This is a genomic window from Cellulophaga lytica DSM 7489 (genome assembly GCF_000190595.1).
Lineage (GTDB): Bacteria > Bacteroidota > Bacteroidia > Flavobacteriales > Flavobacteriaceae > Cellulophaga > Cellulophaga lytica.
This window is the reverse complement of sequence record NC_015167.1, coordinates 2,390,436-2,416,035: the sequence shown is the minus strand read 5'-3', so window position 1 is coordinate 2,416,035 and position 25,600 is coordinate 2,390,436. Positions and strand designations below refer to the sequence as shown.

Sequence of the window (25,600 nt, the reverse complement as noted above, 5' to 3'; positions counted from 1 at the left end):
ATGTTAAAAAAACAACTAAAAACTATTATAACATTAGTAACATTATCACTGGTTTTTAGCTGTACTAATAATACAATAAAAAAATCCAATAACATTATATCTATAAATTACCCTGAAAGTAACTTATTTAAAATAAAAGATGGTAACTGGATTATTATAGATGACATAAAAGTAACACATAAGAATAACATTGAAAAAGTAAATAATTTTTCAATACCCTCTTACAGTTTTACAAGCTTAAAAGTTGAAGGCAAAACATTAACAGAAAAAGCAAATACTATTGATATGGGAATGCATTTGTACAATGTATTAAAACATAGCAATAAATATATTTTTCACAATAAAGCTGAAATTTTAATTAATGGTAAAATAACTTTTAGTAGAAAAGACAAAAAAAAATACTCATTGAGTATAAAAAAAATTACCCAGTAAATATCAGCTTTTAAATGATTTTATTTTTTAATATTTGAGTAGTAACGAAAAAAGTCTTTGAAGAAATTCAAAGGCTTTTTTAAATAACAAACATTATCTATAAAATATCTTTAATTAATAATAAAAATACAATTGTACATGCTAAAAAAACATATGTTATTTTAATAATTTACTCTATTTGTTAAAATAAAGTGAATATTATTTTTTTAATTAACATTATTTTTTGACTTTTGAAACCGACTAATTCAAATTTCAAAAAAATGAAAACAAAACAAAGAGGAATCTTAACGCTACTCTTAGCGTTTATTGTGCACTTAACTTTTGCACAACAAAAAACGATTTCTGGTACAGTTACCGATCAAGATGGTATACCATTGCCAGGCGTAAACATCCTTGTACAAGGAACAACTACAGGTACTCAAACAGATTTTGATGGGAAATACACTATTTCTGCATCTAGCGGGCAAGTACTTTTATTTACTTATTTAGGTCAAACACCTACTTCTCGTACTGTTAGTAACTCTAACGTTATTAACGTACAAATGCAGGAAGATGCTGAAGCCCTTCAAGAAGTTATTGTTACTGGACTTGGTATAAGCAAGAAAGAAAAAGCTATTGGTTATGCTGTTCAAAAAGTTACAGGAGAAAGTATTGATAACGCCAAAGAAGTTAACATTGTAAACTCTTTACAAGGTAAAGTTGCAGGTGTACAAATCCAAGGTAGTTCATCTACTTTAGGTGGATCATCTAGAATAACTATTAGAGGATCAAACTCATTCTTAGGAAATAACCAGCCATTATTTGTAATTGACGGTGTTCCAGTAAGTAACCAAAGCTTTTCTAGCTCAAGCCAAGAAAGAGGTTTTGGTGGAGGCAACTATGATTACGGTAACTCTGCGTCAGATATAGACCCTTCTAGTATTAAAACTATGTCTGTATTAAAAGGTGCTGCCGCAACTGCTATATATGGTTCTAGAGGTGCAAATGGTGTTATATTGATTACGACCAAAAATGGATCTGACAAAAAAGGTCTTGGAGTAACTTTTGATAGTAGTATTACTATTGATGAAGTTAGAAACTTAATACCTCACCAAAGAATGTATGGTGGTGGTTCATCTTATGAAACACCAAGTGGATTTAATGAATTTACACAAGATGGTGTTGCATATTTAGCTCCCAACTACGGAAAAGATGGATCTTGGGGTCCTAAATTTGACCCAAATGTAAATGTGAGACATTGGGATTCTTGGGATCCAGGAGCTAGTAACTACAAAGAAACTAGACCTTGGGTTGCCCCTGATAACACATATGATTCATTCTTTAATACCGGTGTAACATTAATGAATAGCGTTTCATTAAGTGGGGCTAACGAAAAAGGTTCATTTAGATTGGGTTATTCTAATGTAGACCAAACAGGTACAACTCCTAATGGTGCTTTACAGAGAAATACAGTAAACCTAAACACAACTTATAATTTAACAGAAAAATTAAAAGCTGGTGTAACAATGAGCTACATAAAAACAGAAGCTCAAAACAGAAACATTACAGGTTATAGCAACGGAAACCCTTTACAAGGATTTAACCAATGGTGGCAAACACAATTAGATGTTGAGAGAATTAAAAATCAACAAAACACAACAGAAGGTAACCAATACACTTGGAACCCAAAAGGAATTGTTACAGATGCTTCTGGTAACTTAACTTCTTTTGATCCTACTCCTAATTATTTTGATAATCCATCATGGGTTAGAAATAACTTTATGCAAGAAGATACTAGAAATAGAGTTTTTGGTAACGCTAACTTTAGCTATGCTATAACTGACAACTTAAGCTTATCTTCTCAATTTGGTACAGATATATCTCAATTTAGTTTAATGGAAGGTATTCCATTTAGATCAGTAGATCCTTCTAAATATGTTGAAACTGAAAGAAAATTCCAAGAAAACAACTTTGAGGTTAGATTAAACTATCAAAAAGATTTTTCTGAAGACTTTACTTTTAGTGGTATATTGGGTGCTAACAGGATGAGACAGTTTACAAAAAGAATAACTGCTGCAACTTCTGGTGGTTTGGTAGTAGATCGTTTTTACAATATTAGCAATTCTAGTGCTGCTGCTAACACAGATACTTACGAGGCTAACAAAGGAATTAATAGTATATTTGGATCAACTTCTTTTGGTTTTAAAGATATGTTATTCTTAGATTTATCTGCTAGAAATGACTGGTCTTCTACACTTCCAAAAAAGAACAATAGCTATTTTTATCCTGCTGCTTCTATAAGTTTTGCTTTATCTGAATTAGATTTCATAAAAGGTAGTAACGTAGTAAATTTTGTTAAGCTTAGAGCTAGTATTGCTCAAGCGGGTAATGATGCAGATCCATATAGGTTATCTGATGTATATTCTCCTTTAACTCCAAACTTTGGAAGTTTCCCAATGTACACAGTTCCTAACTCACAGCAAAATCCTGACTTAGTTAATGAGTTAACTACAGAAACAGAATTTGGTATTTTAGTTAAATTATTTAATAGTAGATTAAGTATTGATGCTTCTTACTATGATAGACTTACAGAAGATCAAATTTTTAACGTTCCTACTTCTTCATCTACAGGTTATTCATCAAAATTATTGAATGCTGGTAGTATGAAAAATTCAGGTTTTGAATTCCAAATTAATGGTACTCCAATTCAAACAGAAAACTTTAGATGGGATATAGGATTAAACCTTACTCAACAGAAAAATGAAGTGGTTGAATTGTTAAAAGATGAAAATGGCGAAACTTTAGTTGAAAGTATTAATATGGGTGGAACTTGGGCTGCTGATTTAAGAATTCAAGAAGGAAAACCATATATGGCTATGTACGGTCAAGATTACATTTATGATGACAACGGAAACAAAGTTGTTGGTGATGATGGAGCATACCTATTTACTGATGATAGAGTTTACCTAGGATCTGCAATTGCTGACTGGGTTGGAGGTGTAAGTACATCTTTTACGTATAAAAACTTTACATTGTCTGGTTTAATAGATTTTCAAGAAGGTGGTATAATACACTCTACTTCTTTACAGTGGGCCAAATACTCAGGTATGCACCCAGAAACTGTAGCCTTTAATGGCGAAAGTGACACTAGAGCTAACGGAATGGTTTTACCTGGTGTAACATCTACTGGAGCTGTAAATACTACAAGAATAGATCCACAAACTTATTACCAAACATATTGGAATAGAGCTGCTCCTAACGTTTATGATGCTAGCTTTATTAAATTTAGAGACGTAAGATTAAGTTATTCTTTACCTGCTAAAGTGTTAAAAGACCTTCCTTTTACAAGTGTAAATCTTAGTGTATTTGGCAGAAACTTAGCTATAATCTCTGCAGATGTACCATATATTGACCCTCAAGTTATTACAGGCTCTGGTAACGTACAAGGTTTGGAGAACGCACAGGTTCCACCAACAAGATCATTTGGTGTTAATTTATCTGCTAAATTTTAAATTATTAAATCATGAAAAAAAATAAAATATTTACCTTATTACTTTCTGCGACAATGTTCTGCGCATGTGATAATGGACTTGAAGAACTAAATGTTGACCCTAACAATGCGGTTATAGTTAGCCCTTCTACTCTACTAACAACAGCAGAATACACATTCTACAACAGTATGGCCGGAACAGGAGTTAATGCTGGATGGGGTATGTTAATGACACAACAGTGGGCAGAAAATGAATATACTGAAGACAGTAGATACAATCAAACAATTACTGCTTTTGATGGTACATGGTCTACAATGTATGTATCTATACTTAAAGAACTAAATTCCGCCAAAGAATTAGTAGAATTACAAGATGTATCTGACAACATCAAAACTAACAGAAAAAATATCTTAGATGTAATGTCGTCTCAAGTATTTACTTTCTTATCTGATGGTTTTGGCGCAGTTCCTTATACTGAAGCAATTAACAGCGAGTTTAACTTGCCAAGTTATGACTCTCAGGAAAATGTTTATTTAGGGATTTTAGAAACTTTAGAACAAGCAAGTAATAGTTTTGACACTAGCTCTCCTTCTTTTACCAGTGGAGATGTAGTCTATAACGGAAATGTTGATAGCTGGATTAAGTTAACAAATTCACTTATGCTAAAATATGCCATACGTCTATCCGACGTTGATTTAGCAACAGCTACACAATATGCAACAGCTGCAGCTTCTAATTTAATCTCAAGCAATGTAGAAAATGCTTTATTTACTTTTGATGCCGCACCAGATAGGTCTAACCCATTATGGAGAAATGTAAACATAAATAATAGAGATGATTATGCGGTTTCTGAATATTTAGTTACTACCCTAACAGACCTAGGTGACCCAAGGTTAGAAGTATATGCTAAACCTGCTTCTAGTGGTTCAATTGTTGGTATGCCTTACGGCTTAAGTGATAATGACGCTACAGTATTAAAGCCTACAACTTCTAGACCAAGCGATTTAGTTAGAGCTGCAACAGCACCTCACGTAATTATGTCTTATGCAGAAGTACAATTTTTATTAGCTGAAGCTTACCAAAGAGGTATATTAACTGGAGATGCAGAAGCAGCATACAACAACGCTGTTACAGCTTCTATGAACTATTGGGGTATAGATGATTCTGCAGCTATAAGTGATTACTTAACTAATAATCCTTATGATGCTGCTAACTGGAAAGAATCTATTGGGGTTCAAAAATGGGTTGCGTTATATGCTAAAGGTTTTGAAGCTTGGAATGAGTGGAGAAGATTAGATTATCCACAATTAACAGCACCAGAAGCGGCATTCATTAGTACAATTCCAGTACGTATGCCATATCCTTTATCTGAAACAACATCAAATGCAGCTTCACTAGAAGCAGTTACTTCTACACCAGGAGATATGACAACAAAAGTTTGGTGGGATGTAAATTAAAATTATTTTAATTTCAAATATATTTCAAACCTGCAGGTATTCCTGCAGGTTTTTTTTATTAAAAAACTTACCCAAAAAATAATCAAATAAAAATAAAATAAGAAAAAAACTACAATATATAATATCTAAAAATTAAGATATTTAAATGTAAAAAAATATAAGGAAATTGAGAATTGTATTGATTTTCAATTTAGTAATAACACGAAATAAATAAATAGATTGCGTAAAACAAAATATAAGTTTAGAGTAAATTTCCTACATTATCAGTTGTTTATTATTAATATAACAATACGTAATAAATAATAAACAAAATTACATTTTTAATAGTCTAACATAATTAAAATTATGAATAATATAAAATTTTAGGTCTTTTTATAAGATTATTGTTAAAATAAATAGAAATTTAGTTTGCTTATTAACATTAATTTTTGATTTTTGATACCGACTAATTCAAATATTTCAAAAATGAAAACAAAACAAAGAGGAATCTTAACGCTACTCTTAGCGTTTATTGTGCACATAACTTTTGCACAACAAAAAACGATTTCTGGTACAGTTACCGACCAAGATGGTATACCATTACCAGGCGTAAACATCCTTGTTAAAGGAACAACTACAGGTACTCAAACAGATTTTGATGGGAAATACTCAATTTCAGCATCTAGCGGGCAAGTACTTTTATTTACCTATTTAGGTCAAACACCAACATCACGTACGGTGAATAACCAAGATGTTATTAACGTACAAATGACAGAAGATGCAGAAGCATTACAAGAAGTTGTTGTTACTGCTTTGGGTATTTCTAGAGAAAAAAAATCGCTAGGTTACTCTACCCAAACTGTTAGTGGTGATGACATAGCCGAAACTAGAAGTTCAAATGCTCTTAATGCTATGTCTGGTAAAGTAGCGGGTGTTCAAATTTCAAATAACTCTGGTAACTTAGGAGGATCTACAAGAATTGTATTAAGGGGACCAAGTTCAATAACACAAGAAAACAGACCGTTAATGGTTGTTGATGGTATTCCTTTAGACAATTCTAATTACAATAGCAGCTCTACCCAAACAGGGGGCGGCGGACGTGATTTTGGAGATGCTGGTTTTGACATCAACCCAGATGACATTGAAACTATGAACATACTTAAAGGTGGTGCCGCAGCTGCTCTTTATGGCTCACGTGCAAGTAATGGTGTTATCCTTATAACAACGAAGTCTGGAAAAAAAGGAAAAGCACAAATAACAATAAACTCTGGTATTACATTTGACAAAGTTAATATTCTTCCTAAAGTACAAAACTTATACGGTGGTGGTGCTGGTGATGCAAGCACTATAGGTCAAGTTGGTTTTGGAACTACAACTATTAATGGTACTGTGTATAATGTTGTTGATTATGGTACAGATGAATCTTGGGGGCCAAGATATGAAGGTCAACAAGTATTGCATTGGGATGCTTTTGATCCTGAGTTTAGTGATGATTATTTACAAACAAGGCCATGGGTTGCTCCTAAAAATGATAAAGATTCTTTTTGGAATACTGGTGTAACTTATAATAACGGAGTATCTTTTTCACAAGGAACAGAAAAATCTACAGTACGTTTAAGTGCTAATAAAACAAGTACTACTGGTATTGTTCCTAATTCTGAGTTAAATAAAAGCTCTGTTAACTTTAACGCTACAAGTCAATTAACAGATAAGTTGAAAGTAGATGCACTTGTTAACTTAACAATTACTGACGGATTTAATAGGCCAGCCTCAGGTTATACAGGATCTGGTGTAGTTCAGCAGATGTATCAATTTGGTCAAACGTCTTTAGATTTTGAACGTTTAAAAAAATATAAAAGAGAAGACGGTACTCAACGTAGCTGGAATAGAGTTTCTGCAGAAGATGGAAGCCCTAGATACTCAGACAACCCATACTGGACATTGTATGAAAATACATCAGAAGATAAACGTACACGTTGGTATGGTAATATAGGTGCAACTTATAATTTTACAGATGAATTATATGTAGTTGCTAAAATATATGCAGATACTTATGACTTTAGAATAAATGATCGTAGAGCAGTTGGCTCTCAATCACCAGCATTTTATACTGAAACGGATAGAGATTTCCAAGAAATAAATTACGAGGCTAGACTACATTTTGACAAAAAATTTATGGATGATAAATTTAGTGTTAACTCATTTATAGGTACAAACCGTAGGGATAATGAATTTCATAGATTATCTGCAACTACTTCGGGAGGTTTGGTTGTACCTGGACTTTACAACATTAGTAACTCATCAGACCCTGCTCAGGCAACAGAATATGACTCTTACAAAAGAGTAAACAGTGTTTACGGATCTGTTTCTTTAGGATATGACAACTTTGCTTATTTAACAGTTGTTGGTCGTAGTGATTGGTCATCAACACTTCCTGAAAATGATAATTCTTTCTTTTACCCAGGTGTAAACGGTAGTATTGTGTTTTCTAATTTAATTAAAGCAGATTGGTTGTCATTTGGTAAAATACGTGGTGGTTATGCAGAAGTAGGTAGTGATACTGACCCTTACCAGTTAGCAACTACATTTGTAGCTGATATTCCATTTTTAGGAGATGTACCATTTAGTACAAATGGTATAAGCCAAAATCCAAATTTACGTCCAGAATTAAAGCAGACTTATGAAGTAGGTTTAGAAATGGCTTTCTTAAAAAATCGCCTTAGTTTTGATCTAACTTACTACAATGAAGAAACTAGCGACTTGATAACTCCTGTAACAGTTGACCCTTCAACAGGTTACAACTCTACATTTACAAATGCAGGTGTTTTGAGAAACAGAGGTATAGAAGCTTTAGTTAATATAACTCCAATACAAACTGAAGATTTTTCTTGGGATTTCACTTGGAATTTCTCAAAAAATGACAACGAATTACTTGAAATAATTGACGGTGTAGAATCTTTACAAATTGCATCTTTTCCTTTTAATTCAGTATCAATAAATGCTGTTGTAGGGGAATCATATGGAGTAATTAGAGGTACAAATTTTGTTTTTGATGATCAAGGTAACAAGGTTGTAAATGCAAACGGTAGCTACGCAGAAACTCAAAATGTAGAAAACTTAGGATCAATTCTTCCTGATTACAATATGGGCTTTAAAAATAGTTTCCGTTACAAAAACCTTAGTTTAGGATTTTTAATAGATGTACAAAAAGGTGGTAAGTACAGGTCTCTAACAAATATATGGGGTAACTACTCTGGTATATTAGAACAAACAGCAACAAACAACAAAAGAGAAGTTGGTACCGTTTTAGAAGGTGTAACGGGTACTATTACTTATGATGCTAATGGAGATTATGTTGTAACAAATACAGCTCCAAATACCCAAGTAATATCTGCACAGCAGGAAGGTACAGATTATTATTTTGGAGCAGATGCAGCCAATGTATTTAATGCCGATTACGTAAAATTAAGGGAGGTTAGTTTAAGTTATAAATTACCATCTAACCTATTAAAAAACACTGGTATTTCTGCTGTAAACATTTCTGCTTTTGGAAGAAACTTAGGTGTGTGGGGATTAGACAATGATAACTTTGACCCAGAAGTAGCTACTTCTGGAAGTGGAAACATCCAAGGTTCTGAAGGTGGTTCTTTACCATCAACTAAAAGCTATGGATTAAACTTACAATTAAAATTCTAAGAAAATGAAAAATAAATTTATACTATTATTAGCAGTTGTATTGGCAATTACTTTTAATTCCTGTGACCAAGATTTAGCAGAAATTAATGAGAATCCAAACAACCCAGAGGTAGTACCTACTAGTAATATTTTTGCTAGTGCTACTAAACAATTCACAGATTTCTCTAGAGATGCATTTAATGAAGGAAGATTAACTCTTCCTTGGGTTCAGTACTGGGGACAAACTGCTTATGCTGATGAAGACAGATATCTATACCGTGAATCTTCTGCAGAATCTATATACCGCAACACATATTTAGTTGCTACAGATTTTAAAGCTATATTAGATCAAAATACAAATGAAGAAACAAGAGGCCTTGCTGCTGCATATGGCGATAATGATAATCAAATAGCCGCTTCTCGTATTATGCTTTCTTATATGTTTTACGAGCTAACAAATTTCTTTGGGGATGTTCCTTACTATTCTTATGGTTCTGATAACGAAACCTTTCAAGCTTTAAAGCTAGAGGAAACAGCTACACCTGTTTTTGCTGCTCAAGAAGATATCTATATGGATATACTAAAAGAATTAAGAGAGTCTGCTGATATGATTAATGAAGGTGCTGTAGTTTTTAACAGTGGTGATAACATTTATGGTGGAGATGCAACAAAGTGGAAAAAGTTTGCCAATTCTTTAATCCTAAGAGTAGCTACAACTATAAAAGGTGTGGATAATGCAACATATGAAACTGCTTTTGATGCAGCTATTGCTAGTGGAGTTATGACATCTAATGATGATAATGCTGCACAATCTTACGACACTGCTGATGCTAATTCTTCACCATTGTGGGATTCATTCATTGACAGAACAGATTTTGCTGTTGCAGCACCATTTATAGAGTTACTAAAAGGAGAAAGAGGAAACTTTAATCCTGACCCTAGATTATTTAAAATGGCTGTACCAATTTCAGAAGGAATAGCAAAAGTTAAAGATGGAACTGCAGTTGTTACAGAAAACTTTGATGACTATGTAGGTATTCCTTATGCTTTTAGAAATACTAATTTTTTAAGAAACATTGCGTATTCTTATCCTAGCAGTAACGTTCTAAAACCAAACTACAAAGAAGTTCTAATGGAATATGCAGAGGTAGAATTCTTAATTTCTGAACGTAATGGTTGGTCACAAACTAATTATGAAAATGGTGTAACTGCAAGTATGGAAAAATGGGGAGTTCCTACAGCAGACATTACTACTTTTGTATCAAGTTTGCCTGCTGCTAATCAAGCAAATGTATTAAACCAAAAATACATTGCTTTATATATGCAAGCTCACCAAGCATACACAGAATACAGAAGAACAGGTTTTCCAAATACATTAATTCAACCTAATGAATTAATCACTTTACCTCAAGTTCAAGTTGATGAACAAAATACAGATGACCCATTAACTAGTTATATTTTTGAACCTGGACCTGTAGACCCTTCTGTAGATGACTTACCTTTTCGTTTAAGGTACCCGCAATTACTACAAACTTTAAATGGGGAAAACAGAAATGCTGCTGCCCAAGGCCTTTCTAATGGTGATTTAATTACAAGTAAATTATTTTGGGATGTAAACTAATTAATTAGAAAAATAAATCCTATTTAATATCTAAACCTGCGGAGATTTCCGCAGGTTTTTTTTATACCTTTGCCAAATGGAAAAAACTACCCAAATTTATGGTATTAGAGCTATTATAGAAGCCATTAATGCTAATGAAGCTCTAGATAAAATTTTTGTTCAAAAGGGATTAAAAGGTGATCTTTTTAGAGAACTAGAAAATTTAGCCAGAAAAAAAGGAATTAGCATTTCTTATGTACCTGTTGAAAAACTAAACAGGCTAACAAAAAATAATCACCAAGGTGTAGTTGCTAACATATCTCCTATCACGTTTCATAATTTTGAAGAATTAGTTGAAAGCGTTATTCAAAAAAAAGAAGCTCCTCTTTTTCTACTTCTAGATCAATTATCTGATGTACGTAATTTTGGTGCCATTATTAGAACCGCAGAGTGTACTGGTGTAGATGGTATAATTATTCAGAAAAAAGGTGCTGCACCTGTAACTGCAGATACCATAAAAACATCTGCCGGAGCGGCCTTTAAAGTTCCAATTGCAAAAGTTAACCACATTAAAGACGCTGTACATTATTTACAGGCATCTGGAGTAAAAATTATTGCTGCCTCAGAAAAAACGGAAAACACAATTTACGATGTTTCTTTTAAAGAAGCTTCTGCAATAATTATGGGATCAGAAGATGTAGGTATTTCTCCATCAATATTAAAAGCAGCAGACCATACTGCTAAATTGCCATTATTAGGCGAAATAGAATCATTAAACGTTTCTGTTGCTTGTGGTGTGTTTTTATATGAAGCTGTAAGGCAACGCTTAGCATAAATTATGCTACTCTTCTTTGTTTTCTTTATAGTGGTAAGTAATTTTAATTGGACTTGTAGTATCTAAATCGGTTTCAGGTTCTGATTCAGGAGTAGATTCTATAAAATTACCATCTTCATCAAAATGACGTAAAAACTCATCTGCTTCCTCATTGTAGCTATCCTCTTCCCAAGCATATTTTTTGGGTATAGGAATATCTGCCTTTAAAAAGTATGCAAAAAACAACCCTGTAATAAATCCGCCTAAATGGCCTTCCCAAGATATACCTTCTTTTATTGGTAAAATATACCAAAGCATACTACCGTAAACAAATACAACAAATAAAGAAAGTGCAATTAGTCTAAAATGTTTTGCAAAAACACCTTTAAAAAATATAAAACTAGCTAGTAAGTAAATAACTCCACTTGCTCCAATATGGTAAGATGGTCTACCAATTACCCAAGTAATTAAACCAGACAATAGTGTACCATAAAATAATACTTTAAAAGCTACTGGTTTATAAAAATAAACAAGAGCGGCACTTAACACCACCAATGGCAATGTATTACTATACAAATGCTTTAATGACCCATGTATAAACGGACTAAAAAAAACACCTTTAATTCCGCTAAGTGTTCTTGGATACACTCCAAAATGGTTAAAATTAATTTTAAATTGTAATTCTACCCAATAGACCGTCCAAATACTAAGTACTGCTATTATTGGCACTAATAATACCGAATTGGAGAATTTAAAGTAATTATTGTCTGTCATTAACACTAATTTACTACAATAACGCAATGATTTAGCCAAAAAATATAAATCTGCTAAATTGTCATTTAGATTCTTTTTATTTTTGTGGTATGAATGAGCCTTTAGCAGAAAGAGTAAGACCAAAAACGTTAACAGAATATGTGAGTCAGACCCACTTAGTTGGTGATAATGGCACACTAACCCAACAAATTAAAAGAGGTATATTACCTTCTTTAATTCTTTGGGGACCTCCTGGTACTGGTAAAACCACTTTAGCTAATATTATAGCTAATGAAATAGACAGGCCTTTTTACACACTAAGTGCTATTAGTAGTGGGGTAAAAGATGTTAGAGAGGTTATAGAAAAAGCAAAAAAAAGCGGCGGTTTATTTACTACTAAAAATCCCATTTTATTTATTGATGAAATTCATCGATTTAGTAAATCTCAGCAAGATTCTTTACTGGCAGCTGTAGAAAAGGGTTGGGTTACCTTAATTGGGGCTACAACTGAAAATCCTAGTTTTGAAGTTATACCTGCACTTTTAAGCAGGTGTCAGGTTTATATTTTAAAACCTTTTGATAAGCACGACTTGGTTACTTTGCTTGAACGTGCAATACGACAAGATGCACAGCTACAAAAGAAGAAAATTGAACTAAAAGAAACAGAAGCTTTGTTAAGACTCTCTGGAGGTGACGGCAGAAAGCTGTTAAATATGTTTGAGCTAGTTATAAATTCTGAAGACACAGAAGATGTTGTTATTACTGATGAATTGGTACTAAGCAAAGTACAAAAAAACACTGTTTTATACGACAAAACAGGAGAGCAACATTATGATATTGTTTCTGCTTTTATAAAATCTATTCGTGGTAGTGACCCTAACGGTGCTGTGTATTGGTTAGCTCGTATGATTGAAGGAGGCGAAGATGTAAAATTTATTGCTCGAAGAATGCTTATTGCTGCGTCTGAAGATATTGGCAATGCTAACCCTACTGCTTTGGTTATGGCTAATACCACTTTTCAAGCTGTTAGTACAATTGGTTACCCAGAAGCACGAATTATACTTAGCCAATGTGCTATATATTTAGCTACATCTGCTAAAAGTAACGCCAGTTATGCTGCTATAGGAAAAGCACAGCAGGTTGTTAAACAAACAGGAGATTTATCTGTACCGCTTGCTTTGCGTAATGCTCCCACCAAATTAATGAAAGATATTGGTTATGGTAAAGACTACCAATATGCCCACAATTATGAAAATAACTTTGTAGCAGCAGAATTTTTACCTGATGAGTTATCAGGTAGTTCTTTTTACATTCCTGGAAATAATAACCGAGAACGAACTATTAAAGAATTTTTAAAAAATAGGTGGAAAGATAAATATGAACTTTAGAATTAAAACTTTATGTTTAATTCTTTAGATTGTAATTTATCTCCTTGGTAATACTCAAAAAACCATTTGCCGTTTTTAGATACTACTATTCCGTTAATATCATTATTAGTTGCCAAAAATACATTTTGTACTGTAGTTTTATACATTTTGTATTCAATTTTAGGAGTACTATCTACCAATTGGTAACCATTGCTAATCTGTTGTGCATATAAAACACCTTCTAGAACAGACTCTTCTGCTTTAGCAACTGCAACAACTTGTTTTTTAACGGGAGCCGGAGCTACTGTTTTTTCCTTAACCTCTTCTACATCACCTTCATAACTCACAACCAAAGTTTGGTTATTTTGCTTTTCTTGTTGCTTAGGTGTGTAATTATAAGTTATTGTATTAAAAGATTTAAATGCACTTCTAATAGCTTCATTATAGGCTTTTTGATATTCTTTTTGTTTACTCTTTGCAATTGTAGTTTTAAAAACTTGGTCTGCATTACAGTCTTTTAGTAACAAACCTGCTTTTGTAGTAAACATATTAGACTCATCTTTTAAATCTACTGTTAAACCTAAACATCTGTTAGATTTTAAATCTTGTGGCATAGCGTCATCATATACAACATTATACCCCTTTTTATCAAACAGAAACTTAACCAATGCACTTGTTCTATATTGATCTTCCTCTTTAAAAGCATTAAATTTTTTAGGAACAATTATGTATTTATATTCGTTAAAATTTTGAGCTGATAAAAAAAATGAGCACATAAAAATTGTGCTAAAAAGTAACTGTTTCATAGGACTAAGTAAATTTAACGCCAAGATATAACATTAATTCCTAATTGAAAAGATGCGTACTGTGAAGCTGCTAAATTTTTATATGCAATTAAATTATCTGCCATTGCATATAGGTTTACTGGGCCTAAGTTAAGATTTGCTCCAAAACCTATGTTTGTATATGAAAACTTGTCTACCGTGTAAGTTGTTTTTAAGCTAATTGCTTTTCCAAAATTTCTTTGGTAAAAACCAGTTAATGCCACTTGTGGCCCTCTTGGTCTGTTAATTACATATAATTGTCCGCCTACAGCATTAGGAAAACCTAAGCTACCTTTACTACCACCGGCTTTACAATCACAATCTTGCATACTTCTATCTTGTTCTCCAAAATTGTAACGTATAGAGCCATAAAGTTTAGTTGGCCTAAAACTTATATATGAATCTTGATTTTCTTCGTACGGTATTAATCCATCTACCTCATCTACCAAATCTTGCCAAAAATCTCTTGATGGATCTGCTAAAGCATCTGGTAAAATTACCTCTACGCCTTCTACTGTAGCTTGTCCTTTTAAAGTATAATTTTTAACATCTGTAGAATTCATTATAAAACCTAAGTCTAAAATACTAGCAGTAACTGTTGTGTTTCTGTTTAATTGGTAGGTAAACCCTAAGTCTACACCAACACCTAAATCTCCGCCCAACAAACCTCTTTTTGTAATAACACTACCTAAATTACCATTGTCATTAGCTTCTTCTATGCTATTTAAACCAGATGTTTGCAGTTGCATATCTGCAACTAAAGTAGAGGCTAATAAGTTATTTTGACCTTCTGTGGTTACAAAATACCCTTTATTTTTAGTAGATTTAAATGAAAAAATGCTTGAGTATAATTTAGCTCTTGCACCTACTATAAGTCTGTTGTTTACACGCTTATTTACACCAAAATGAAAAACGTTTACCATTTCTCCTCTTGTTTTTAAGTGAGACAAATCAAACCTTTGATTTAACCTGTCTGCATTTCCCTCAAAACCTAAAATGGCATAATCTTTAAACCAATACCCAATAGCATCACCTTCATTATAAATACCAAAAGAGTAAAAATTATCTGGATTTTTTCTGCTTCTAAATCCAACGTTTAAAATTTCTAAGTGGTAAGTACCGCTTAAATCATCAGATGGTTTCATACCATACAATGCACGTTCTCTAATTTTATCGTTTATATCTAAACCATCATTAGCAAAAAAATCGTTTACAGAAGCACCACTAGATCCTGCCTGAAAAGAAATACCAGACAATAAGGGCACACCAACATACATATTTAAACCTGTTTCTATACCCGGATTTAAAAGCATAGCTTGTGGCACCTCTTTAAAGTCGTACATTATTTGCTTATTTTGCGAAAAACCAAATGTGGCACACACAAAAAACAAAAGTGTTGCATATCTATTTATCATCTTACACCAATTTTTAATTTAGCACTAGATCTAAAAATTAGTTTTGGGTCGGCATTGCTAGATACGCTTGTATTATCTCCTAAATTTTGAGCAGATAAACGCAAAGCAGAAGTATTTCTTATAATATCTAATGGTTTACCTGTACCACCATAAAGCACATCTAAATCTGTAGTTGTAGCAGATTCTGCTCCGATATTTAAAACTGTAGTATCTAATACATTACCACCATCATCAATAAGCTCTATAACCACACTAACAGGTTTACTTGTTGTATTTTCTAATTGATATGTAATAGTACACTCTATAACACGGTCTGATATATAATCCTCCTTAAAGGCATCAAAATTAAAATCGTTTGTATAGAATGATGAAGGGTTAGAATTTATTAAATCTTCTGTAGTTTCAAAGTAAAATATACTGGCTTCTACAGTAGGTTCTATAATAATATCATCAGTTTGGTTAAAGTCTTGTTCATCTATACAAGACACAAATGATAAACACAAAAATAGAACAGCAAATAAATAGTGGGGACTTTTCATTTTTAAGTATTTGTGTAACAATGGTAAAAACATAACTCTACAAATACATTTTTATTTCATCTAAAGAGTTAATTATGCTACAATGGTTATGTAATGGCTCTTGGTGAGCATTAAAATGAAGCGCATGTAAACCTACCGATTTTGCTCCTAAAATATCTGCCTCTAAACTATCACCTATCATTAAGGATTGTTCTGGTTTTGCATTAGCTTTTTGCAAAGCAAGCTCAAAAATATAAGGGTCTGGTTTTTTTACACCTGCCATTTCTGAATCAATTATCACATCAAAAAAGGTGTGTAACTTAGCGTTTTTTATTTTTTTGTTTTGCACTTCCTGAAAACCATTTGTAATAATGTGTAATTTATAGTTTGGTTTTAAGTGTTGCAAAATTTCTATAGCATAAGGAAATAAGTGGTTGTAAGATGATAAATGATTAATATACTCTGCTGCAAGTAAATTAATTTCTGCATCTGTTGCCTTGTAGTTTATGGAGTTAAAGGTGGTTTGCAATCGTTGAAAACGCAAATCTGCTTTGGATATTTTTTCTTCTCTAAACAATTTCCAGTACTGATGATTAATTGGCACGTATGCAGTTAAAAAATCTTCAACTTTAACACCAATTTTATTATCTTCTAATATTTTGGTAAATGTAAGTGCAGAGTTTTTTTCAAAATCCCAAAGTGTGTGATCTAGATCAAAAAAAACATCGGTTACTAATTCTTTATACATTGTATTTTTTTAGTATTGTTTCGTATATATTCATCCAATTAAAACGCTGTTTACCGCCTAGCAATTCGTTAGAAAATATGGTAACCAGCGTACCATTAACTTTATGCAATTGGTGGTACAAAGCATCTAACTTTTTAAAAATTGCTTTTTCGTTTTTTAACGTAATAAGTGAATAATTGTGCACAGCAAACGGATGAATTTTTATTGGCTGCTGAGACTCTAAATGGATATCATAGAAAGAAAAAGGGGAACAAGTACCTGCCCTAAACCCCATACAATGCGTATAACCCATTGTAAAATCTTCTCTAAAATCTGCATCTACCAAAGCCTTATATGTTGCGGGTATTTCTACCCTATTGTATCTAAAACGCACATATTTTATAGGTCTGTTAATTACAGCTGCTAATTTGCGTTTTTCTTCTTTTAAAATTTCTAAGTTAGAAAAAGAATTGTAAGATGCCGCTAAAGACACAACACTATAATCTGCCACAGATTTAATTAAGTATTTAAACTTATTGTTTGTGGTAGATACATTTTTATCAAAAGTAGAATAGTTTGCAAACTGAAAAAAGAACATACTTTTTACAGTATTTGCTTTGTGTAAATTTATAAGGTAATCAAAATTATTATAAGGATCTTTTTTGGGGTTAAACCATACAGATACTCTCTGAAAAACTCGCTTAAATTTTAAGGTAAATACATCTAAAAACAAACCTCCCAAGCTACGCATAATTCCTCTATGGGCATAACAATGAGATGTGGTTACGTCTATTATAGATGTATACTGGTAAGCTCTTTTTTTATAGACTAAATCTGGAAATTGTACTAGTAAAGCATCTAGCACTTTATACATCCAAATATCTACTACAGGTTGCTCTAAAAAATTGTATTTGTATGCTAAACTATCTTTTACAGGGTACCTACCGTGCTCATCTTTAACGTGTGGCAAATACTCTTCATACCTAGAAATTAAGTAAAAACTTGCTGCAAAAACATCAAACGGAATGTTACTACGTTCTCCAGTAGCAAAAAAACAAGGTGTGCCATCCCAATCTCCAATATTAATCTCTAAATCTGTTATTCCTTGTTGGTACAGCAAATCATTACTACGTATAAAAAATTCGTTTTGTAATGGTTGCTTACTGTACGTAATTTTAGCTCCAGAGTGCTTTATAAAATCTTCTACTTTAGTTGTTAATGTAACCTCTACTCCCAATATTTTACCAAAAAGGTGTTTCATTATATACGTGAAACGTGGTGTTATTTTATGTGTGTAGATTAGTAACATTTTGGATTTTAGCTATTTATATAGTGTATGTTTTTATTTTACAATAAATTATCATCTGCAAAGCTAAAGTATTCTCTTTGAGTAATAATAATATGGTCTAAAACTTTCATATCTAAAGCTGCTGCTGCATTTTTTAGTTTCTCTGTAATTTGCTTATCTGCAGTACTTGGTTTTAGGCCTCCAGACGGGTGGTTATGTGCCAAAATTAAGCCTATTGCTCCTATTTCTAAGGCTTGTTTTAACACCAACCTTACATCTACTAAAGTACCAGTTATACCACCTTTACTTAGTTGTGCTTGGTGTATAACCTTATTGGAGTTATTAAGGTAAATAATCCAAAATTCTTCATGCGGTAATTCTCCTAGCACAGGTTGTAACAAGTTAAAAACATCTTTACTACTTCCTATTTTCTCCACCTTTTTTTCTCCTTCTTCTCTTCTACGTCTGCCTATTTCTAAAGCTGCGGTAATAGTAATTGCTTTTGCCTCTCCAATACCTTTAAACTGCATTAGCTGATTTATAGATAGCTTTCCTAAGTCGTTTAAATTATTATTTACAGAGCCTAATATTCTTTTAGATAGTTCTACAGCACTTTCATTTCTGCTTCCAGAGCCAATTAATATTGCTATAAGTTCCGCATCAGACAATACAGATTTTCCTTTTTGTGATAATTTTTCTCTAGGTTTATCATCGTTAGACCAATTCTTAATAGAAAAGGATTGTGGTTGGTTTTGCATTTGTTAAAGATAATAATCTTTGGCAACATACGTATTTGTGTATTAAAACGTTACTTCTATAAATAAATATTACAATGAAAGAAATTCTGAATCAGCTTTACGAGATTGAACAAAAAAGTATAAAAAATAATATTACTTTGTTTAACAGAAACCTAAAACGTTTATTTCATGATATTGAAGAACAAGGTTTTTTTATAAAAAATCCGTTAGGCGAAAAGTTTTCAGAATCTAGAACCGATATTGACGCTACTTTAATGAATAGTTTGGGACCAGAATCTAAAATTACGAAGGTGTTAAAACCTATTATTTACAAAAAAGAGAATGACCAACTAATAATAATACAAAAAGGGGTAGCAATAGTAGAATAAGTAAGTATGAAAACAGTAAATTTTGGAATAGACTTAGGTACAACAAATAGTTTAATTGCTAAATATGAAAACGGATTATTAGAGGTTTTTAAAAACCCTATTGGTCAAAAACAAACCCTTGCATCTGCTGTTGCCTTTAGAGGTAGTAGAATTTTAGTTGGAGATAAAGCCAGAGATTTATTAGAGAAAGATCCCTTAAATGTTTTTACCTGTTTTAAAAGAAAAATGGGTACTACAGACCGTTACTTTGCTAAAAGTATCAACAAAGATGTATCTCCTATAGAGCTTAGCGCTTATGTATTAAAAGAACTTAAAAACTTTATACATACAGGAGAAGAGTTACATGAAGCGGTTATTACTATTCCATCTTCTTTTGACACCATACAATCTAACGCAACTAAAACCGCTGGCCAGCAAGCGGGTTTTAAAGAAGTGTATTTACTGCAAGAACCTATTGCTGCCAGTTTAGCCTTTGCCAATAAAAACAATTTAGAATTAAGCGATACAAAAAAATGGCTTATATATGATTTTGGCGGTGGTACTTTTGATGTTGCCTTGTTAGAGATTAACCAGAGAGAAATGAATGTTTTGGACAATGAAGGTGATAACTTTTTAGGAGGTATGGACATAGACAACCTAATAATTGAAAAACTTCTTGTTCCTAAATTAGAACCTATTTTAAATGAAACCAAACTTTTGGACAAGTTTAAAGAGCCTAACAATCCGCTACAAAAATTATATTTTGAACTCTTATTTAGAGCAGAAGAAGCAAAAAAAGAACTCTCTAGGTTTGAAACCACAGAAATAGATATAGATTACCCAGACAAAGATATTTACACCAGTGTAGAGGTTAGCAGAGCAGATTTTAATAATTTACTTGCTCCTTTGGTAGAACACACTATTAATTTTTCTAAAAAAATACTTAACAATAATAACCTAGCCAATACAGATGTAGAAAAAATTATTATGGTTGGCGGCAGTACGCTTATACCGTATGTTAGAGAACAAGTGCAAAATAACCTAAAAATTGCTATAGATACTAGTGTAGACCCTACTGCAGCTGTAGGCATTGGCGCTGCATATTATGCTGGCACAAAAATATCTACATTAAAACAAGAAAAAATTAGTCAACCAACTAGCACTACTACAGCGGCAACCAGTGAAAAGCAACCTCTTGTTAATTTAATTTTTGAAAAAAACACAAAAGATGCAGAAGAGCTAATTGCATTTACACTACATAAGCCTACACAAGGTTTTTACCGTATTACAAGAAAAGATGGTGGTTATGATACCGGACTTGTTACACTAGAAAACAATGTAAATGTATTTGTAGATTTATTAGAAGGACAAGTAAACACCTTTAATTTAAAAATTTACAATACGCAACAAGAAGTTCTTTTTTCTACAGATGACATACATATTAACCAAGGCAAATACAACATACAAGGACAATTACTACCTAATGATATTTGTTTAGAGATAGATGATATACAGTATAGTGTAACAAGGCTTGAAGCTATTTTTAATAAAAACACTGTTCTTCCTCTTAAAAAAACAATTTACAAATCTGCCTCCAAAACTATTTTAAAAGATAGTGATGAAAAATTACAAATTAATATTGTAGAAGGTGATGGTAATGGTTTACCTAGCTCTGGTTTATCTATTGGTTATATAGAAATTACTGGTAAACAATTAGAACAAGACTTAATTAAAGGAACAGATATAGAATTAAACATCTCTGTATCTGAATCTAGAGATATTGATGTAGATATATTTTTAACAAGTTGTGACCAAGAGTTTAGTAACTCCTTTAAACCAACAGAAAGGTACATTAGCAGCTCTAAAATGGAGAATGAAATTAGAGTAGTTACCCAAAAAATTGAACAAGAAAAAGCTAAGCCAGAATATGCAGAGAACTATGAGTTATTGCAAAAATTTAAAACTATAGAGCACGCTTTAATAGAGTTACAAATACAGTTAACATTATTAGCAGACACAGATGTTACTGATGCTAAATTTAAAATTGACAATGAAAAAAGAAGCTTAATACAACAGTTTGATTTATTAACTAGGCATAAAGAATTAGATAATGATATTGAAGAATACAAAACTTCTGTTTTAGCTGTAAAGCAATCTTTATCTGAAAATAATAGTGAATATTATACAGCCCAATTTAATAAAGTAATTGCCAACGAAAAATCATTTATAAACTCTGGAAACAAATACTTAATACGTTCTAAAATTGAAGAACTACGGGTTATTAGAAATGCTATTTTTACCGCAGACGAATCTAACTTTATAGGACCTTTTTTCCATTATAAAACTTTAGATAATTACCCAGATCAGCAAAAAGCAAATATGTTAATTGCAGAAGGAGATAAAGCTTTAGAAAACAAACAATATAAGGTTTTAAAACAAGTAGTATATCAGCTTGCTAGTATGCTACCAGATGACACGCCAAAAACGTCATTTAACAACCAAGACAAAACTGGTTTAAGTTAAAACTAGGTGTACGGTATTTAATAAAAAAGAAGGGCTGAATTAATTTTAATTCAGCCCTTCTTTTTTTATGCTTAGTGGTTTTATCAACTCTTATTTTCATCATACTCAATATCCACTAAGGTTACTCCAAAAGGAGTTATATTTATTCTGGGGTTTACACCCAAATATGTAATGGTAAAGCTTTTCTTAGATAAGTCTTTACCTATTTTAGACGAGTTCTTAAAAAATCCGTTGGGAGAGTTTATGGTAGAATTCACATCAAAATCTTTATGCTGATAAAAATAAGATCCCATATAAATATATAATGTATCATCTTCATCATGCAAGTTTAAAGTTACAGAAGTATTCTTTTTTATATAGGTAGACTGATCTCTACTTAACGCTGTGTTTACACCAAAAAGGATAACGTCTTCTGCACTAGTATTATTAACAACAACCTCATAGCCAGTAATAGAATTACTTCTAATACTCTTAAATATTTTAGGAAAAGGGTTTGCCCCTGTTTTTAAATTCTTTAAGCTCCATTTTAAAGTACTAACATCTTCTCCTTTAAATAAGTTTACAAAAAATGGCGCCTTATTTTTTCTTGAAACAGTTTCACTAGGTTCTTCATAATATCTATGTGGTTCACTATCCATAATTATAGTTTCTTCTACTTCTTCAACCTCTGGAGGTAAAATTTTATGAGGTTCTAAATGGTAAAACACATCTGTAAAAACAATATCATCATCATAAACAACAATATTAGGATTTGTTCCTAAACTATCTATAATGTATTTATTTTTTAAAAAGCTCAGTTCTTTTTCATTTACACTTTTAAAGTACTTTTTACTAGCACTTAATTTTGTAGATGATCCATAGGTTTCTCGTTTTAAACTTTCGTTGCCCACAAAATCATCACCCATATAAAAAACCAATTCTTCTAAATAATTTTTATTCATTATTTTAAAAGAGTCATTTGGCCTGGTATAAGCTGCGTAATCTGGTTTTATAACGTTAAAATGCTCAAAAAGAATAAAAGGCCTAGTTCTTTTGTTTAGTACTTTTATAAAATCACCAGATCTTAGTCCTTCATTACTTTTAAAAGAAGCTGCGTACGGTGTAGTTCCGGATTTTATAATTATTTTGTTATTTATATCTAAACTATCATTTTCTGCTTTGTGTATTAAGTCTGAGTAAAATGCGGTTTTATCATCCTCGTAAGAAAACTCTAAAGTTGGAATTTTATAATTAGGAGAACTATATGTAGAGTAATTTGTTGATGATGATGAAGACGATGTAAAAATACGCCCCACTCTTACTAGAAATATCATAATCCCAATAACAATTCCAATTGCTTTTAAGCTAGAAAAAGATGACCCTTTACTTTTTTTGGTATCTCTTCTGGTAGATGTATGCTGCTGCTGTTGAGAAGCCCAGTGTTGGCTACCTACATGGTTGGCTACTTTTATATAAAAATCTTTTGTTTCTTGATTGGCTACCTCTATGAGCTTAAAATTACGAAACGCCCTTTGTACTCTGGGAAACTCTTGATATGCATTTTTAGTAATATTGTAATAGTCTATCATAGCATTTACATAGTCTGCCTTAGACTTGGTAATTACACCTAAAGAAACCGTATTTAGTAAATGAATATATGTTTTATAAGTAACCTCCGGACACCTACTTATTAGATCTCCGTTAGAAGATATTTTTACTTTTTCGGTAATAATATCTGCTTGTGATTTTATATAACGGTAATATGTGCTTAATAAATGATCTGTAAAAAGCTCTTTATGCTGCATTGCTTTAATAATAGTATCGTACTTTTTTGCAGCAAAGTCCGTTTTTACCATTTTCATAAAATAAGCTTCAAAATATGGTTCTAAAAACTCTTTTATATTTGGTGTTTTGGCTATTAAGACAGCATCTATTACAAATGTTTTTTCTCCGCTATCATTACCAGTGGTAATAAATTCTTTTAAATACCTGTGTTTTTCTACAAAGTAAACAGACTTTTTTTGTTCTTCGTTAGAGAGTTGTTTTATTATGCTACTTACCTGCTCTGGATTGTAAGCATTAGCGCCAGAACGCAATCTTTGTATTTTTAATGTCTTCTCTAGTCTAATAATTCCTCGGCTATCCAAGTTCATTAATTGGTCTAGTGATATTCCTAAAAGGTCAACAGGAGAAATATACATAAGTAAGTTTAGATATTCTTTTAACGAAAATATCTAAACTTTATGATGTACTTGCCTAAAAAATAAAAAATTAGGCTTCTATAATTTCTTTAAACTCATTAAGATTTAAGCCTCCGTAGTTACCAGAACTCATAAACAAAACAGCAGAGTTGTTGTAATCTTGTTTATGCACAAGGGTTTTAAATTCCTCTGCATTAGTTAAAATTTGCAAATCGTCCCTTTTAAAAGCATCTTTAATTTGTTGTGGACTAACTGGGTCTAGTTTTTTAATAGCCACAGATTCTGGAATATAAAAAACCACTGCTTCATCTGCAGCATCTAATGCTCCTTTATATTCTTTTAAAAACTCTGGATTAAAACTACTATAAGTATGCAACTCTAAAAAAGCAATTAATTTTCTGTTTCCGTATTGTTCTTTTACTGCTTTTGTAGTAGCTGCCACTTTACTTGGCGAGTGTGCAAAATCTTTGTAAGCAACACAAGTTTTACTTTCCGCTATTTTTTCTAATCTTTTAGAGGCTCCTTTAAAAGTTGCTATTGCTTCGTAAAAATCGTCCTCATCTATACCTATGTTCTGGCAAATCCATTTAGCACCTGCCAAATTACTTAGGTTGTGTTTACCAAAAACTTCTATTGGCATTGGACCTTCTGGGGTTTCTAACAAAGTTTCTCCGTCTTCTATAGTATATTCTGGTGTAGAGTATGCTAGTTTGCGTATAGGGTTTTCAGAAGCTTCTACAACTTTAACTACTTCTGCATCTTCTTCATTGTAAGTAATGCTTCCGCCTTTAACAATACTATCTACAAAAATTTTAAATTGTTCTACATAATTTTCAAACGTAGGAAAAACGTTAATATGGTCCCAAGCAATACCACTTAACAAGGCAATGTTAGGTTTGTATAAATGAAACTTAGGTCTTCTATCAATAGGAGAAGACAAGTACTCATCTCCCTCTAAAATTATAAAGTCGTTTTCTTCTGTTAAGTGCACCATTCTATCAAAACCATCTAACTGTGCGCCTACCATATAATCTACTTCTCTACCGTGGTAATTAAGCACGTGCAGAATCATAGAAGTTATAGTTGTTTTTCCGTGGCTACCACCAATAACAACTCTTGTTTTATTTTTACTTTGCTCGTATAAAAATTCAGGGTAAGAATAAATAGTAAGTCCTAATTCTTTTGCTTTTAAAAGCTCTGGATTATCTGCTTTAGCGTGCATACCTAAAATAACAGCATCTATATCTGCCGTAATTTTATCTGCAAACCAACCAAAAGATTCTGGTAGTAATCCTTTAGCCTCTAACCTACTTTTAGAAGGTTCAAAAATAACATCATCACTACCTGTAATTGTGTATCCTTTGTGTTCTAAGGCTAATGCCAAATTGTGCATTGCACTTCCGCCAATGGCTATAAAATGAATTTTCATACGTAAAATTATTGCCGTAAAGATAACAATACAAATAGGTATAA

Annotated in this window: 18 protein-coding genes; 9 read left to right on the top strand and 9 right to left on the bottom strand. The window is 32.1% G+C overall.

Annotation, left to right across the window (positions count from 1 at the left end; translation table 11 throughout):
- The 6 genes from CELLY_RS10745 to rlmB all read left to right on the top strand — a co-directional run bounded on the left by CELLY_RS10745 (position 1) and on the right by rlmB (position 11,448).
- Positions 1 to 432, top strand: coding sequence for a hypothetical protein (locus CELLY_RS10745; RefSeq protein ID WP_148228900.1), 432 nt, complete (start codon positions 1 to 3; stop codon positions 430 to 432).
- A gap of 260 nt (positions 433 to 692) precedes the next feature.
- On the top strand, positions 693 to 3,923 hold the full coding sequence (locus tag CELLY_RS10740) for a SusC/RagA family TonB-linked outer membrane protein (RefSeq protein ID WP_013621704.1): 3,231 nt from the start codon (positions 693 to 695) through the stop codon (positions 3,921 to 3,923).
- Between the two features lie 11 nt (positions 3,924 to 3,934).
- On the top strand, positions 3,935 to 5,359 hold the full coding sequence (locus CELLY_RS10735; protein ID WP_013621703.1) for a SusD/RagB family nutrient-binding outer membrane lipoprotein: 1,425 nt from the start codon (positions 3,935 to 3,937) through the stop codon (positions 5,357 to 5,359).
- Between the two features lie 465 nt (positions 5,360 to 5,824).
- Positions 5,825 to 9,034: a SusC/RagA family TonB-linked outer membrane protein gene (locus CELLY_RS10730; RefSeq protein WP_013621702.1), complete on the top strand. Its 3,210-nt coding sequence runs from the start codon at positions 5,825 to 5,827 to the stop codon at positions 9,032 to 9,034.
- 4 nt (positions 9,035 to 9,038) lie between these two features.
- Positions 9,039 to 10,634, top strand: coding sequence for a SusD/RagB family nutrient-binding outer membrane lipoprotein (locus CELLY_RS10725; protein ID WP_013621701.1), 1,596 nt, complete (start codon positions 9,039 to 9,041; stop codon positions 10,632 to 10,634).
- A 76-nt stretch (positions 10,635 to 10,710) separates the two neighbouring features.
- Entirely contained in the window at positions 10,711 to 11,448 is a 738-nt protein-coding gene (gene rlmB / locus CELLY_RS10720; RefSeq protein WP_013621700.1) for a 23S rRNA (guanosine(2251)-2'-O)-methyltransferase RlmB, read from the top strand.
- A gap of 6 nt (positions 11,449 to 11,454) precedes the next feature.
- Here rlmB and CELLY_RS10715 read toward each other — a convergent pair whose 3' ends face one another.
- On the bottom strand, positions 11,455 to 12,201 hold the full coding sequence (locus CELLY_RS10715; protein WP_013621699.1) for a rhomboid family intramembrane serine protease: 747 nt from the start codon (positions 12,199 to 12,201) through the stop codon (positions 11,455 to 11,457).
- A gap of 89 nt (positions 12,202 to 12,290) precedes the next feature.
- On the opposite strand from CELLY_RS10715, the gene CELLY_RS10710 reads away from it, so the two are divergent.
- Positions 12,291 to 13,568 (top strand): replication-associated recombination protein A, encoded by a 1,278-nt coding sequence (locus CELLY_RS10710; protein WP_013621698.1) that lies wholly within the window; start codon positions 12,291 to 12,293, stop codon positions 13,566 to 13,568.
- Positions 13,569 to 13,570: 2 nt separating this feature from the next.
- Here CELLY_RS10710 and CELLY_RS10705 read toward each other — a convergent pair whose 3' ends face one another.
- From CELLY_RS10705 to radC, 6 genes are all read right to left on the bottom strand, one after another.
- Positions 13,571 to 14,353, bottom strand: a complete 783-nt coding sequence (locus CELLY_RS10705) for a hypothetical protein (RefSeq protein ID WP_038507468.1) — start codon at positions 14,351 to 14,353, stop codon at positions 13,571 to 13,573.
- 14 nt (positions 14,354 to 14,367) lie between these two features.
- Positions 14,368 to 15,714, bottom strand: coding sequence for a DUF5723 family protein (locus CELLY_RS10700; RefSeq protein ID WP_244847005.1), 1,347 nt, complete (start codon positions 15,712 to 15,714; stop codon positions 14,368 to 14,370).
- Between the two features lie 68 nt (positions 15,715 to 15,782).
- On the bottom strand, positions 15,783 to 16,325 hold the full coding sequence (locus CELLY_RS10695; protein WP_148228899.1) for a hypothetical protein: 543 nt from the start codon (positions 16,323 to 16,325) through the stop codon (positions 15,783 to 15,785).
- Positions 16,326 to 16,362: 37 nt separating this feature from the next.
- Positions 16,363 to 17,052: a YjjG family noncanonical pyrimidine nucleotidase gene (locus CELLY_RS10690; protein ID WP_013621694.1), complete on the bottom strand. Its 690-nt coding sequence runs from the start codon at positions 17,050 to 17,052 to the stop codon at positions 16,363 to 16,365.
- Positions 17,045 to 18,340 (bottom strand): polysaccharide deacetylase family protein, encoded by a 1,296-nt coding sequence (locus CELLY_RS10685; protein ID WP_013621693.1) that lies wholly within the window; start codon positions 18,338 to 18,340, stop codon positions 17,045 to 17,047. The genes CELLY_RS10690 and CELLY_RS10685 overlap by 8 nt, the downstream gene beginning before the upstream one ends.
- A gap of 38 nt (positions 18,341 to 18,378) precedes the next feature.
- On the bottom strand, positions 18,379 to 19,077 hold the full coding sequence (gene radC / locus CELLY_RS10680; protein ID WP_013621692.1) for a RadC family protein: 699 nt from the start codon (positions 19,075 to 19,077) through the stop codon (positions 18,379 to 18,381).
- Positions 19,078 to 19,151: 74 nt separating this feature from the next.
- On the opposite strand from radC, the gene CELLY_RS10675 reads away from it, so the two are divergent.
- Both CELLY_RS10675 and CELLY_RS10670 read left to right on the top strand, forming a co-directional pair.
- A complete protein-coding gene (locus CELLY_RS10675; protein ID WP_013621691.1) occupies positions 19,152 to 19,445 on the top strand; it encodes a hypothetical protein in 294 nt (97 codons plus the stop codon).
- A gap of 6 nt (positions 19,446 to 19,451) precedes the next feature.
- Positions 19,452 to 21,947 (top strand): Hsp70 family protein, encoded by a 2,496-nt coding sequence (locus CELLY_RS10670; RefSeq protein ID WP_013621690.1) that lies wholly within the window; start codon positions 19,452 to 19,454, stop codon positions 21,945 to 21,947.
- An 83-nt stretch (positions 21,948 to 22,030) separates the two neighbouring features.
- Here CELLY_RS10670 and CELLY_RS10665 read toward each other — a convergent pair whose 3' ends face one another.
- Together CELLY_RS10665 and CELLY_RS10660 are read right to left on the bottom strand one after the other, a co-directional pair.
- The gene (locus CELLY_RS10665) at positions 22,031 to 24,127 is read right to left on the bottom strand and encodes a hypothetical protein (protein ID WP_013621689.1); all 2,097 of its coding nucleotides are present in this window, start codon (positions 24,125 to 24,127) and stop codon (positions 22,031 to 22,033) included.
- A 70-nt stretch (positions 24,128 to 24,197) separates the two neighbouring features.
- The gene (locus CELLY_RS10660) at positions 24,198 to 25,556 is read right to left on the bottom strand and encodes a UDP-N-acetylmuramate--L-alanine ligase (protein WP_013621688.1); all 1,359 of its coding nucleotides are present in this window, start codon (positions 25,554 to 25,556) and stop codon (positions 24,198 to 24,200) included.
- Between the last annotated feature and the right edge of the window lie 44 nt (positions 25,557 to 25,600).

Bases quoted from the DNA above. Each gene is read 5' to 3' on its own strand.
- CELLY_RS10660 (WP_013621688.1), bottom strand. From the start codon at position 25,556: ATGAAAATTCATTTTATAGCCATTGGCGGAAGTGCAATGCACAATTTG.
- CELLY_RS10675 (WP_013621691.1), top strand. From the start codon at position 19,152: ATGAAAGAAATTCTGAATCAGCTTTACGAGATTGAACAAAAAAGTATA.
- rlmB (WP_013621700.1), top strand. From the start codon at position 10,711: ATGGAAAAAACTACCCAAATTTATGGTATTAGAGCTATTATAGAAGCC.
- CELLY_RS10695 (WP_148228899.1), bottom strand. From the start codon at position 16,325: ATGAAAAGTCCCCACTATTTATTTGCTGTTCTATTTTTGTGTTTATCA.
- CELLY_RS10700 (WP_244847005.1), bottom strand. From the start codon at position 15,714: ATGTACGACTTTAAAGAGGTGCCACAAGCTATGCTTTTAAATCCGGGT.
- CELLY_RS10705 (WP_038507468.1), bottom strand. From the start codon at position 14,353: ATGAAACAGTTACTTTTTAGCACAATTTTTATGTGCTCATTTTTTTTA.
- CELLY_RS10710 (WP_013621698.1), top strand. From the start codon at position 12,291: ATGAATGAGCCTTTAGCAGAAAGAGTAAGACCAAAAACGTTAACAGAA.
- CELLY_RS10670 (WP_013621690.1), top strand. From the start codon at position 19,452: ATGAAAACAGTAAATTTTGGAATAGACTTAGGTACAACAAATAGTTTA.
- CELLY_RS10690 (WP_013621694.1), bottom strand. From the start codon at position 17,052: ATGTATAAAGAATTAGTAACCGATGTTTTTTTTGATCTAGATCACACA.
- radC (WP_013621692.1), bottom strand. From the start codon at position 19,077: ATGCAAAACCAACCACAATCCTTTTCTATTAAGAATTGGTCTAACGAT.
- CELLY_RS10725 (WP_013621701.1), top strand. From the start codon at position 9,039: ATGAAAAATAAATTTATACTATTATTAGCAGTTGTATTGGCAATTACT.
- CELLY_RS10685 (WP_013621693.1), bottom strand. From the start codon at position 18,340: ATGTTACTAATCTACACACATAAAATAACACCACGTTTCACGTATATA.
- CELLY_RS10665 (WP_013621689.1), bottom strand. From the start codon at position 24,127: ATGTATATTTCTCCTGTTGACCTTTTAGGAATATCACTAGACCAATTA.
- CELLY_RS10730 (WP_013621702.1), top strand. From the start codon at position 5,825: ATGAAAACAAAACAAAGAGGAATCTTAACGCTACTCTTAGCGTTTATT.
- CELLY_RS10735 (WP_013621703.1), top strand. From the start codon at position 3,935: ATGAAAAAAAATAAAATATTTACCTTATTACTTTCTGCGACAATGTTC.
- CELLY_RS10715 (WP_013621699.1), bottom strand. From the start codon at position 12,201: ATGACAGACAATAATTACTTTAAATTCTCCAATTCGGTATTATTAGTG.
- CELLY_RS10740 (WP_013621704.1), top strand. From the start codon at position 693: ATGAAAACAAAACAAAGAGGAATCTTAACGCTACTCTTAGCGTTTATT.
- CELLY_RS10745 (WP_148228900.1), top strand. From the start codon at position 1: ATGTTAAAAAAACAACTAAAAACTATTATAACATTAGTAACATTATCA.